Annotated in this window: 10 protein-coding genes; 2 read left to right on the forward strand and 8 right to left on the reverse strand. The window is 63.4% G+C overall.

Annotation, left to right across the window (positions count from 1 at the left end; genetic code table 11):
- Positions 1-27: 27 nt before the first annotated feature.
- From QTL95_RS01855 to QTL95_RS01865, 3 genes are all read right to left on the reverse strand, one after another.
- Positions 28-1,092 carry an ABC transporter ATP-binding protein gene (locus QTL95_RS01855; protein ID WP_289718262.1) on the reverse strand — a complete coding sequence of 355 codons (1,065 nt, stop codon included), beginning with the start codon at positions 1,090-1,092 and terminating at the stop codon, positions 28-30.
- Positions 1,089-3,329, reverse strand: a complete 2,241-nt coding sequence (locus tag QTL95_RS01860; protein WP_289718263.1) for an ABC transporter permease — start codon at positions 3,327-3,329, stop codon at positions 1,089-1,091. Before QTL95_RS01860 ends, QTL95_RS01855 begins: the two co-directional genes overlap by 4 nt.
- Positions 3,330-3,408: 79 nt before the next feature.
- Positions 3,409-4,437, reverse strand: coding sequence for an ABC transporter substrate-binding protein (locus QTL95_RS01865; protein WP_289718264.1), 1,029 nt, complete (start codon positions 4,435-4,437; stop codon positions 3,409-3,411).
- A gap of 182 nt (positions 4,438-4,619) precedes the next feature.
- Between QTL95_RS01865 and QTL95_RS01870 the strand changes: the two genes are divergently transcribed.
- Positions 4,620-5,633, forward strand: a complete 1,014-nt coding sequence (locus QTL95_RS01870) for a LacI family DNA-binding transcriptional regulator (protein WP_289718265.1) — start codon at positions 4,620-4,622, stop codon at positions 5,631-5,633.
- Between the two features lie 56 nt (positions 5,634-5,689).
- Here QTL95_RS01870 and QTL95_RS01875 read toward each other — a convergent pair whose 3' ends face one another.
- From QTL95_RS01875 to QTL95_RS01895, 5 genes are all read right to left on the reverse strand, one after another.
- Positions 5,690-6,436: a ThuA domain-containing protein gene (locus QTL95_RS01875; protein ID WP_289718266.1), complete on the reverse strand. Its 747-nt coding sequence runs from the start codon at positions 6,434-6,436 to the stop codon at positions 5,690-5,692.
- A 40-nt stretch (positions 6,437-6,476) separates the two neighbouring features.
- A complete protein-coding gene (locus QTL95_RS01880) occupies positions 6,477-7,562 on the reverse strand; it encodes an ABC transporter ATP-binding protein (RefSeq protein WP_289718267.1) in 1,086 nt (361 codons plus the stop codon).
- Positions 7,563-7,583: 21 nt separating this feature from the next.
- Entirely contained in the window at positions 7,584-8,495 is a 912-nt protein-coding gene (locus tag QTL95_RS01885) for a carbohydrate ABC transporter permease (protein ID WP_289718268.1), read from the reverse strand.
- 1 nt (position 8,496) lies between these two features.
- Positions 8,497-9,384 (reverse strand): carbohydrate ABC transporter permease, encoded by an 888-nt coding sequence (locus QTL95_RS01890; RefSeq protein WP_289718269.1) that lies wholly within the window; start codon positions 9,382-9,384, stop codon positions 8,497-8,499.
- 98 nt (positions 9,385-9,482) lie between these two features.
- On the reverse strand, positions 9,483-10,775 hold the full coding sequence (locus QTL95_RS01895; protein ID WP_289718270.1) for an ABC transporter substrate-binding protein: 1,293 nt from the start codon (positions 10,773-10,775) through the stop codon (positions 9,483-9,485).
- Between the two features lie 200 nt (positions 10,776-10,975).
- Here QTL95_RS01895 and QTL95_RS01900 point away from each other — a divergent pair, with 200 nt between their 5' ends.
- Positions 10,976-11,983 (forward strand): Gfo/Idh/MocA family protein, encoded by a 1,008-nt coding sequence (locus QTL95_RS01900; RefSeq protein WP_289718271.1) that lies wholly within the window; start codon positions 10,976-10,978, stop codon positions 11,981-11,983.
- The last annotated feature ends 10 nt before the right edge of the window (positions 11,984-11,993 follow it).

An 11,993-nucleotide genomic window follows, 5' to 3' on the forward strand; every position in this document is an offset into this window, starting at 1 on the left:
GTGAAATTCCTTGGATAAACAGGCGGCTCAGCCGCTGATGATGGCGATGCCGCGGTCCTTGAAGCCGATTTCCACCTCGGTGGCCGGCGGCAAGCTTCTCTCCACGGCCGGATCGACGACGAAAAGCGTGCCTTTGCTGGTCTTCACCTCGTATTCGACGTGATCGCCCAGATAGGCGGCATGGGTGATCTCGCCGTTGAAGGCGCTTGCGGCCGTGCGCGGCGAAAGCGTGATGGCGTTAGGACGAACCGCGAGCTGCGCCGGACCGGCCTTGAGGTTGCGGCCGGGCACGCGATGCCGGAGACCCTCGACATTGATCGTCGCGCGGCCCTCCTCGATATCGATCACCTCGCAGGGAACGACATTGGCTTCGCCCATGAAGTCGGCGATGAAGGCGGATGCGGGTGCGTCGTAGAGATCGCGCGGGGCGCCCTGCTGGGCGATCTCGCCTTCCTTCATGACGATGATCTGGTCGGATACCGCCAGCGCCTCATCCTGGTCGTGGGTGACGTAGACGGCGGTGAAACCAAGGCGCTGCTGCAGGTCGCGGATCTCGGTGCGCACCCGGCGGCGCAGACGCGCGTCAAGGTTGGACAGCGGTTCGTCGAGCAGCAGCACCTGCGGCTCCAGGACCAATGCGCGGGCGACGGCGACGCGCTGCTGCTGGCCGCCCGAGAGTTCGGCCGGCAGGCGCTGGCCCATGCCGGCAAGGCCGACAAGGGCCAGCCCGTCGGCGGCACGCTCGTGCGCTTCCTTGCGCTTGATGCCTGATGATTCCAGCCCATAGGCAACATTGTCGAGCGCCGTCATGTGCGGAAAGAGCGCATAGGACTGGAACACCATCGACACATCGCGTTCGTTGGCCGGCAGCATGGTCACGTCCTTGCCGCCGATCAGGATACGGCCGGACGAGGGGTGCTCGAGCCCCGCCAGCATGCGAAGTGTCGTCGTCTTGCCGCAGCCGGAAGGGCCAAGCAGCGTGACCAGCGTGCCGGGTTCGATGGTGAGCGACAGGTCCGGGATGGCGGTAAAGGCGCCGAAGGATTTACGCACGTTCTGGAAGACGACGGAGCCGGGACGGGTGGTGCTCATGCGGTTTTCTCCTGGCCGATCTTTGCCGATGCCATTGTCGTGGGCGCGGCGGATGCCACGCGGTTTTCTCGTCGCAACCGCCGCTCGCCGACCAATAGCTGGAAGCCGGCGATCACGGTGACCATCACGAGGATGAGGACGGAGGAATAGGCGATCGCCACACCGTACTCGCCGTTCTCGACGAGGCCGACGATGTAGGATGTCGCCATGTTGTATTGCGCGCTCACCAGGAAGATCACGGCGCTGATCGATGTGATGGCGCGCACGAAGGAATAGACGAGCGCCGCGGTGATCGCCGGCCTGAGCAGCGGCAGGATCACCTTGCGGATGGTGCGGAAGCTGTTGGCGCGCAACGTCAGCGAGGCCTCGTCGAGGCTCTTGTCCAGCTGGCTCATCGCCGCCACTCCGCCGCGCACGCCGACGGGCATGTTGCGGAAGACGAAGCAGGCGATCAGGATCACGGCGGTGCCCGTCATCTCGAGCGGAGGCAGGTTGAAGGCCATGATGTAGCTGATGCCGATGACCGTGCCGGGGATGGCGAAGCTCATCATCAGCGCGAATTCGAAGAGGTTGCGCCCGACGAACTTCTGGCGGACGATGAGATAGGCGGTGAGCAGGCCGACGGCCGCCGTCAGCGGCGCCGCGATCAGCGCGATTTCCATCGTCGTCCAGAACGAGTTCCAGGCAACGCCGGTCCAGGCCAGCCCGCCATCGTCGCGCAAGCCGATCGAGAAGGCGCGGGCGTAGTGGTCGAAGGTCAGCGTGTTGTCGAGCCCCCAGGTACGGACGAAGCCGCCGAAAAGGATCATGGCGTAGACCACGATCGTGAAGATCATCCACGGGATGACGATGGCGTGGACGGCGATCGAGAGGCCACGCGGCAGGGCGATGTGCGCGCCTGAATCACCCTTGCCTGTGACCGTCGCGAAGCTCTTGCCCGCCAGCCAGACGCGTTGCGCGAGGAAGGCGGAGAGCGTGAAGAGCAACAGGACCATGGCGAGCACGGCAGCGCGGGACGGATCGTTCTGCGAGCCGACGACGGCGAAGAAGATCTCTGTCGACAGCACGCCATGGCTGCCGCCAAGCACGAGGGGATTGCCGAAGTCGGCCATGCTTTCGATGAAGCCGATCAGGAAGGCGTTGGCGAGGCCCGGTTTCATCAGCGGCAGCGAGACGCGCCAGAAGGTGCGCCAGCGATCGGCGCGAAGCGTCTGCGACGCTTCTTCCATCGATGGGCTGACACCTTCGACGACGCCGATCAGCACGAGGAAGGAAATGGGCGTGAAGGAAAGGACCTGGGCGATCCAGATGCCGGTCAGGCCATAGAGCCAGCGGCCGGGCTCGATGCCGAGCAGGGAGGAGATCGCCTGCGTGGCGACGCCGGAGCGCCCGAAGAGCAGCGTCAGCGCCAGGCCGACGACGAAGGGCGGCGTGATGATCGGCAGGATCGTCAGCAGCCGCAGCCCCTTCTTGAAGGGAAAGCGCGTACGGGTGGCGACCAGAGCGAAGCAGAGGCCGAGCAGCGTCGAGCCGCCGGCGGTCATGATCGCCAGCCAGAGCGTGCGCCAGGCAACGCCGCACCGGTCGCCGCCGACCAAGCAGTTCAGGCTCCAGATCGAGGGATCCTGGATGTTGGTGAGGAAGCCATCCGGGTTGAAGGAGCCGTCGAAATCCTGGAAGGCGCCGACGAACATGCTGCCGATCGGGTAGAAGACGAATATGGCGACCAGGAACACCAGCATGGCGATGGCGCCGACGACGAAGGCATCGCCCTTCATTGCGCCGCGATCCGCCAGGCCGAATGACGCGAGCAGCACGAAGACGATGCCGAGCAGGACGGCGCCGGCACCCATGGAGGGCTGGCCGTCTGAAAGCGCGCCGAAGAGCGTTTCGCTGATCGTCCAGCTCCAGCCGGAAAAGCCGATCGCCAGCCCCTGCAGGGCAAGGAAAAGCGTACCGGCCGTGCCGGCGCACAAAAGCAGCGCTCCACGCCGCGCGGGGTCGGAGACGAAGCGGGCCGCGACGCCGAGAAGCAGAAGCGCGGCAGCGATCGAAAGCCACCAACGGCCATGGCTGACCAGTTCGAGAATGCCGGGCGCCGTCGCCGCATCACCAGGAAAGCCGGAAAGCCAGCCGAAGCCGTAGAAGCCGCCCTCGACCCGATACCATGGAAGCAGGACAAACGCGGCGAGACCGATGGCAAGCGCGATATCCAGCCGCCGATTGTGATGTGTCATGGTGGTATCGCTTTCTCGTCATCGATCCGTGGTCATCGACATGGCCGGCGGTGCGGCCATGTCGTGAAGGAGCGCGGGCTCAGTTGGCCTTGGCGCCGATTTCCTTGTCCCAACGGCCGAGCAGTTCCTTGCGCTTGGTGGGGTCGCCATAGGTCTTGAAGTCGTAGTCGATCAGCTTGATGTCCTCGAACTTCGGGGATTCCTTCGGAACCTCGGCCGACTTGTTCGACGGCAGCTGGAAGGACTTGGCGTCCTTCATGTGCGACTGCACCTCGGCGGTCAGCGCCCAGTCGTACCACTTCTTGGCGTTCTCCAGGTTCTTCGCGCCCTTGATGATCGACATCGAGCCGATCTCGTAGCCCGTGCCCTCGCAGGGGGCGACCGACTTCACCGGAAAGCCTTCGACCGTTTGGGCAACAGCGTCATGCATGAAGACGACGCCGATGGTCGTTTCGCCGCGCGCTGCGGCCTTGACCGGCGCCGAGCCCGACTTGGTGTATTGCGAGATGTTGGCGTTGAGCTTGCCGAGATAGTCGAAAGCCTTGTCCTCGCCCATGATCTGCACCAGCGTCGCGAGTGCCGTATAAGCCGTGCCCGAGGAGTTCGGGTTGGCCATCTGGATCTCGCCCTTGTAGGAGGCGTCGAGCAGATCGGCCCAGCACTTCGGTTCCTTCATGCCCTTTTTCGCGAGGATATCGGTGTTGTAGCCCCAGCCGAGCGCACCGGCATAGACGCCGACCGTCCGGTAGTTGGCGCTTTCGGCCTGCTTCTTCGCCCAGTCCTGTAGCTGATCGAGCATCGGCGACTTGTATTCCTGCGTCAGGCCTTCGCTGGCGGCCTGCAGGTGGGGATCGCCGGTGCCGGCCCACCAAATATCGGTCTTCGGGTTGCGGGCCTCGGCGCGAACCTTCGCGTAGGTCTCGCCGGATGACAGGCGGACCATGTTCACCTTGATATCGGTCGCCTTCTCGAAATTGTCCTTCATCATTTCGCAGATGACGACATCGGCCGAGCAGATCAGGTTGAGATCGCCGGCGGCATGCGCGGAATAGGCAACGAAAGTCACACTCGCGGCCAGGGCAGCCGCGGCAAATTTTACCGAACCCATGATTTCCTCCAGATTGTTGCGACGCCTCCACGTCACCCGCTATTGCAAGCGTGTGCAAATGCTGCATGAGGCGGATCGGTGTGTCAATGGCCTTCGTCATGAAAGTTTCACATTGGCGCAAGAGGAGGCGCTTGCACGCAGTTGCAATATGGTGCAAAAGTCCATGCAACGGAGAGATCGAAGTGTCTGCAAAGGTTTATGTCAGCGCGCAGGAAGTTGCGGAGAAGGCCGGCGTATCCCGGTCCGCCGTATCGCGAACGTTCACGCCAGGCGCGAGCGTCTCGGCGGAAACCCGCCGGCGCGTGCTCGAGGCGGCGGATGCTCTCGGGTATCATGTCAACGAGCTTGCACGCGGTCTCATGCGCAACGAAAGCGGGATAGTCTGCCTGATCGTTTCCGACGTCGCGACACCTTATCGGGCGGCGCTGCTGCGGGAGCTGACGCTGCAATTGCAGAACGCCGGCAAGGTCGCGATGCTGATCAATACCGATCGCTCGGACGGCAGCGTCGACCGCGCCCTGCGGCAGGCGATCAGCTATCGCGCCGATGCATCGATCATCCTCTCGGGCCTGCCGGACAAGTCGATCGCGCAGCTCTGCCTGCGTAGCGGCCAGCGTCTGGTGCTGATCAACCGCGACGACGACCAGCCGGGTCCGTTGCGCATCAATCTCGACGACTACGAGGCGGCCGGCCGCGTCGTGACCGCCTTCGTCAGGGCGGGCTGTCGCCGCCTCGCCTTCGCCAATTCGGAAGCCGGCACGCCGAGCCTGATGGCGCGCGAGCGCGGCTTCGTTGCCGGCGCGCGAGCGCTCGGCATGGACGTGACGGTCGAGCGCTACGGCTGGACGGGATACGAGGCCGGCAAGGTTCTGGCGCAGCGGCTGCTGACGCGTTCCGAGCGGCCGGACGCGGTGTTCTGCGCCACCGACCTTCTCGCCTGCGGCTTCATGGACACGGCGCGCCATCAGTTTTCGATGTCGATCCCCAACCAGCTATGCGTGGCCGGATTCGACGATATCGAGCAGGCGTCGTGGTCGTCCTACGACCTCACCACATTCGCTCAGCCGGTATCGACGATTGCCGCCAAGGCGGTGGAGTGGCTGTCCGAGGCCCAGCCCGAGATCGTGAGCAATCAGGAACAGTCGCTCAGGCTTCGCGCCGAGCTCGTCTGGCGCGGTTCGATCCGCGGCGGCTGACGCAAGGCGCGAAGCACGGAATGCTCCGCGCTTCGGCTTGTCGGTCGTCGAATCGGTCAGCCCTTGCGGTCCGGACGGCCGTGGATCGGCTCGGCGCGGTGCCAGTTTTCAAGGATACGCCCGTCGGTATGCTTCTGGTTGGCCCAGCGGATGCCGTTGGAGATGACCTTGTGGATCATCCTGTCGTGATAGATCGGGTAAGTCTCGTGTCCCGGGCTGAAGAAGAAGATGCGCCCGCGGCCACGCTGGAAGGTGCAGCCGCTGCGAAACACCTCGCCGCCCGAGTACCAGGAGATGAAGACCAGTTCGTCCGGCTGCGGGATGTCGAAGGGCTCGCCGTACATTTCGGAAGCATTGACCTCGAAATAGGGCGGCAAACCCTCGGCGATCGGATGTGACGGGTTGACGACCCAGACCCGCTCCAGATCGCCTTCCGCCGTTTCGCGCCAGGAGAGATTGGCGTTGGTGCCCATGAGGCGACGGAAGAGCTTCGAATGGTGGCCGGAATGCAGCACCAGCAGGCCCATGCCTTTCAATACGCGCTGCTGCACGCGGTTGATCAGGCCGTCGCTCACATCCTCATGCGCCATATGCCCCCACCAGAGCAGCACGTCGGTATCATCGAGCACGGAATCGGGAAGCCCTTCGTCCGGATCGTCGAGCGTGCCGCGGCGGATATGGAAATCGGGATGCTCGATACCGGCCGCGATCGCGCCGTCGATGCGGTCGGGGTAGATCTCCTGAACCTCCTTGTGCAGTTGCTCGTGGCGGCCCTCGTTCCAGATGGTGACCTTGATTGTCATGATGTCCTCGATGTTGTCGACTGTTGGTCTTGGGAGGTTGTCATTGCGACCGCGCGGTGCGGATCACCTGGCCGCTCGGGTCGAAGAGATGGCAGGCGTTGCCGTCGACGGTGAGCGCCACGCGGTCGCCCGGGCGCACGGCGATATCGCCCTCGGCGCGCACGACGATCGGCTCTTGCTGCGAACCGACCGTCAGGTAGGTTTCGACGCCGAGGCGCTCGACGATCACGACCTCGGCCGAGAAATTGCCGATGCCATCGGCGGCGATCTTCAGGTGTTCCGGCCGGATGCCCAGCCTAGCCTCGCCATTGGGGAGGGTGGCTCCGGCATCCGCGAGGTCGAGGGAAAGCCCGGTGGGGCTTTCGACGCGAATGCCGTTCGCTTGCGGGCGGCTGATGGCGACCGGGAGAACGTTCATCTTCGGCGAGCCGATGAAGGTCGCGACGAACTCGTTGTCGGGGTGATGGTAGAGCGACATCGGCGAGCCCTGCTGCGCGACCAGCCCCTTGTTCAGGACAACGATCCGGTCGGCCATGGTCATCGCTTCCACCTGGTCGTGGGTGACGTAGACGACGGTCGCCTTCAGCTCCCGGTGCAGTCGCTGCAATTCGGCGCGCATCTGCACGCGCAGCGCCGAATCGAGGTTGGAAAGCGGCTCGTCGAAGAGGATAAGCGACGGCTTTTTGATGATGGCGCGGCCGATGGCGACGCGCTGGCGCTGGCCTCCCGAGAGGGCGGCGGGGCGGCGATCGAGATAGTCCGTCAGTTGCAGCACCTCGGCGACGGCGCCGACTTCACGGCGGATCTCCGCTTCCGGCACCTTCTTGAGGCTCAGCGAAAAGCCGATGTTCTCGGCCACAGTCATATGAGGATAGAGCGCGTAGGACTGGAACACCATGGCGATGCCGCGTTTGTCCGGCGGCACGTCGTTGATGCGCTTGCCATTGAGGATCAGGTCGCCGTCATCGATGCCTTCGAGGCCCGCGATCATGCGCAAGAGGGTGGACTTGCCGCAGCCGGACGGGCCGACGAACACCGCGAACTCGCCGTCCTCGACGGTGATGTCCACGCCCTTGATGACCTCGAGGGCGCCATAGAATTTGCGAACATTCTTGAGATTGATCATCTGCGAAACTCTTTCTTGGCGTCAGCCTTTGACGCCGCCCGCGAAGGTCTGGACGAGGAAGCGCCGCGCGAAGCCGAAGGCGATGACGGCAGGCAGGAGATAGATGAAGGCGAGTGCCGCGAGCAGGCCATAGTCGATCTCGTTGATGCGCAGGAAGGCGCGGAAGAGACCAAGCGGCAGGGTCTGCAGTTCGGGCGAGGACAGGAAGATCAGCGGCAGCAGGAAATCGCCCCAGGCCGACATGAAGGCGAACAGCCCGGCGGCGGCGAGCCCCGGCAGCGCCAGCGGGATCAATACGCGGCGAATGCGCTGGATGAGGGTTGCTCCATCCATCAACGCCGCTTCCTCATAGTCGCGCGGCAGCCCGTCGAAGAAGGTCTTCATGATCCACAGCGCCAGCGGCAGCTGCATGGTCGCGAGCACCAGGATGAGGCCGAGATAGCCGTCGATGAAGCCTGTCCAGCGCATGACCGGCCGCGCATATTCGCCGAGGATCGGCCGCAGGATCGCCCCTTCGGCATTGTTCAGCGTCAGCAGGAATTTATAGAGCGGCACCACCAGCGCCGTCGGCGGCAGCACGCGGATGAGCAGGATCGCGTAGAGGAACGGCAGCTTCCACCAGGCCCGTGTGCGCGACAGCGCATAGCCGCCAAGACCGGCAAGCACCATGACGAGAACAGTCGCTCCGCCGACGACGAAGAGTGAGTTGAACAGCCACCGCGCGCCGTCTTCCTTCGTGAAAACCCTCAGATAGTTGTCGAGTGTCCACTGCTGCGGCCAGCGCAGGAAGAGCTGGGCGTTTCCGTCGAGGGAGGCGAGCAGCACCCAGAAGAACGGCACGGCGCAGAAGATCGAGATCAGCGACAGTGTCGCATAGGCAAGCGCGTCCGAACGCGTGCGATTTGCGACTTCGGCGGGCGAGGATACGGCCATCTCAGACCTCCACTTTCATCGCCCGCACATAGGCTATGCCGAGCAGCAACGAGATGATGAGGGCGACCACCGCGACCGCCGCGCCATAGCCGAGCTGAAACGCCGTGAAGGACTGGTTATAGATGTAGATGCTGATCACCTCCGTGGCGCCGCTCGGGCCACCGCGGGTCAGTGCGTAGACGAGCCCGAAGACGGCGATTGTCGAAACGGCCGAGATCAGCATGTAGAGAAGGATCGTCGGCATCATCAGCGGCAGCGTGATGCGCCGGAACATTTGCGAGGGCGTGGCGCCATCCATGCGGGCGGCTTCGTAGATCTCGTCGGGGATGGTGCTGAGGCCGGCGGTCAGGAGGATCATCGCCGTGGCGATGCCGCGCCAGGTATTGACGACGATGATCATCGTCAGCGGGAAGACCTGCAGCCAGTCCGCCGGCGTCACGCCGAAGAACATCACGATGCGGCTCAGCGTCGCGTGTTCGCCGCCTGCCAGCATCGAGATCCACATGAAACCGGCGACGACCTCCGGTGCTGCGTTCGGCAGCAGGATGAGCGAGCTGAAGATCCGCCCGAAATGAATGCGCCGCCGCAGTGCCATCGCCGATACCAGGCCGAGCACGAATTGGCCGATCACCGCCGAGCCGATGACGAAGAAGAAGGTGACGAGCAGCGCGTTCCAGAACTTGGCGTCGTTGAAGAGGCGCATGTAGTTGCGCAGGCCGACGAAACGCGGCCGCAGCGCAGCCGCCCCGGTCAGGGCCTCGTTGGTGAAGCTCAGATAGACGGAATAAACGGCCGGATAGATGACGAAGGCCAGCAACAGGGCCAGCGACGGCATCAGGATGAACAGGAGCTGTCTTTCGACGCGCCTTTCATGAGAGTTTCGGGCCATGGACGCTCACGGTTTCATTGAATACGGCAATGCGGGCTGGCTGAGGGACGCGACCGCAATGGCCGCGTCCCTCATGCGGGCGAAGGGGAGTTACGTGGTTATTTGACCACGTCGTCGCCCAGGGTTTCCTTCACGTAGTCGACCAGGATCTTCTGCGCCCCGGCCGCATCGGTTTCCTTGCGCAGCAGCGCTTCGGTCGCCCGCGCCACGCCCTCGGCGACCGTCGCGAAGCCGGAGGCCTGCTTCAGGAACACGCCGTTTTCAGCCGCCGCGTGGATCGGCACGAGTTCGGTCAGCTTCTGGAAGTCGGCATTGCCGGCGGCATCCTTGCTGGATGGAATGTTGCCGATGCGGGCCGCGTAGGAGACCTGCGTCTCGACCGAACCAATCTCCATGAGCGCCTTCTTGGCCAGCTCCACATTTGCCGACTTGGAGTTGACGGCCCACGGGGCTGCGAGGTTGGCAAGCACATATTGCCCGCCGTCCTGGCCCGGCACCGTCCACGTGCCGACGATCTTGGTCACATCAGGCATGGGGTTCTTGCTCTCGCGGCCCCAGTCGAAGATGTAGCACCACGAGCCGCAAGTGGTCGCGACCAGCTTGCCCTGCGGAAACATCTCATATTTCGGCACGACCCAGGGCTCTGGCCCGAGCAGCGGCTGGACCGGCATCAGGTCGTTGTCGATCAACTGCTTGTAGACGTTGAAGACGTCCTTGACGCCTTCGCCGTTGAGATCGAGCTTGCCGTCGGCATCGACGATCTGCGGCGTCTTGGAGCCGACGATCAGGTGCTGGAAGCCTTCATCGAAGGCGCCGCTGCCCCAGGACACACCGGCCGGGAACAGAAGCCCGTAAGCGCCTGTCTTCTTCTTCACCTCGGCGGCGCGATCGAGCAGGTCCTGCCAGTTCTTCGGCTGTTCCGTCGAAATGCCGGCCTTCTCCAGCACGTCCTTGCGATAGTAGATTTCCTGGATGCCGAGCATGAAGGGCATCACGTAGGTTTCGCCATCGGGGCTGACGGCGAGCTGCTTGGCCACGTCATAGAAATTGGCGTAGCCGTCCCAGGCCTTGAACTCGGCGGTGATGGGCGCGAGATAACCGGCCTCGACCATATCGGCAACGGCGGCGGTGCTCGGGATGGAGAACAGGTCCGGACCATTGCCGGCGCCGAGTTCCGTCAAAAGCTTGGTCAGATAATCCTTGTCGGGCGCCGGGTATTCGACCACCTCGACGGTCACGCCGTATTTCTTCTCGATGGCCGCGACGGTCGACTTCATCGCGTCGATGCCGGCCTGGCCGTGATTGGCAATTCGGATTGTTTCGGCGTGCGCCAGCGTCGATACCGCACCCAGCAGAATGGCGCACAAGCCACCAATGACCGTTTTTCTCAACGGACTATCCTCCCTTTTTGTGAGCGGCGCCCTCCAGCACCGTGCGTAAAAATGTACACGCATTCTCATTTTGCGCAAGGTGGATTCACTCCGAGGCGTTTCCACAGAATAATGCATTGAAATACATGTGGTAATCATGTGTTGCGCTGAAATTCCGATTTGTGTAAACGTGTACACAGAGTGATCGAGGGAGGAATTCAATGGTGGCAAAGCTGCGACTTGGCGTGATCGGCGCCGGGCTGAAGGCGGCCGAGTATGCGCATAGCTGGGCACACATGTCGGAGATCGAGTTCGTCGCGATATCAGACACGACGGCATCCTCGCGACAGCGCCTGATCGATGTTTGCCTCGCGGCAGGGGCGGCCGCGCCCAGGTCCTTCGAGGACTACCGTGAAATGCTGGCTGCTTGCCGCGAAGAGCTCGATATCGTCTATGTCTCCACGCCGCATGCCTTTCACGGGGAGCAGGCTACGGCGGTGGCGGAGGCCGGTCTCGATCTCTTTCTGGAAAAGCCGATGGTGACGACGGTGGCGGAGGCAGAGAGGCTGATCGCCGCGCAGAGGAAAAGCGGCGTGACCGTTGTCACCGCTTTTCAAGGAGGGCTATCGCCGCTGGTGCTCGACACGAGAAGGCGGGCACTCGCCGGTGAATTCGGCGAGCTCATCGCGATCTCGGGCATGATATGGGAAAGCTGGTCGGACAATTATGACGGCCACTGGAAACAGCAGCCGGAAATTTCCGGCGGCGGCTTCATGTTCGATACCGGCGCGCACATGATGAATACAGTCTGCCTGCTTGCCGGCTCCGACTTCGCCAGCGTTTCGGCCTACATGAATAATCGTGGCAAGAAGGTGGACATCGCATCCGCGGTCTCTGCGCGACTTGAAAACGGCGCCCTGGTCACGTTGACGGCGGCGGGCGAGGGGCCGCGCGGCTGCGCTTCCTACATCACCTTCTTCTATTCGAAGGCGATCGTGCGCATCGATGCCTGGGGCGGCTGGCGCGAGATCAGCGTCGATGGCGCGGACGAGGCGCGCGAAGAGGCGGAGATTCTCGGCAATCCGATGAAGAACTTCCTCGCAATCCGCGCGGGAACCATGGAAAACTCCGGTTCGGTCGAGATGGGCCTGCGATTCGCGCGGTTGTGGGACGCCATCAAGGCATCGGCAGCCGCAGACGGCGAGCCCGTCAGGATCGTCGCTTCGTAGAGTTTGGACT

This window comes from Rhizobium sp. S152 (assembly GCF_030380735.1).
In the GTDB taxonomy this organism is placed as follows: domain Bacteria; phylum Pseudomonadota; class Alphaproteobacteria; order Rhizobiales; family Rhizobiaceae; genus Rhizobium.

Coding starts and splice junctions, on each gene's coding strand:
- QTL95_RS01865 (WP_289718264.1), bottom strand. CDS start 4,437: ATGGGTTCGGTAAAATTTGCCGCGGCTGCCCTGGCCGCGAGTGTGACT.
- QTL95_RS01855 (WP_289718262.1), bottom strand. CDS start 1,092: ATGAGCACCACCCGTCCCGGCTCCGTCGTCTTCCAGAACGTGCGTAAA.
- QTL95_RS01875 (WP_289718266.1), bottom strand. CDS start 6,436: ATGACAATCAAGGTCACCATCTGGAACGAGGGCCGCCACGAGCAACTG.
- QTL95_RS01885 (WP_289718268.1), bottom strand. CDS start 8,495: ATGGCCGTATCCTCGCCCGCCGAAGTCGCAAATCGCACGCGTTCGGAC.
- QTL95_RS01890 (WP_289718269.1), bottom strand. CDS start 9,384: ATGGCCCGAAACTCTCATGAAAGGCGCGTCGAAAGACAGCTCCTGTTC.
- QTL95_RS01880 (WP_289718267.1), bottom strand. CDS start 7,562: ATGATCAATCTCAAGAATGTTCGCAAATTCTATGGCGCCCTCGAGGTC.
- QTL95_RS01860 (WP_289718263.1), bottom strand. CDS start 3,329: ATGACACATCACAATCGGCGGCTGGATATCGCGCTTGCCATCGGTCTC.
- QTL95_RS01900 (WP_289718271.1), top strand. CDS start 10,976: ATGGTGGCAAAGCTGCGACTTGGCGTGATCGGCGCCGGGCTGAAGGCG.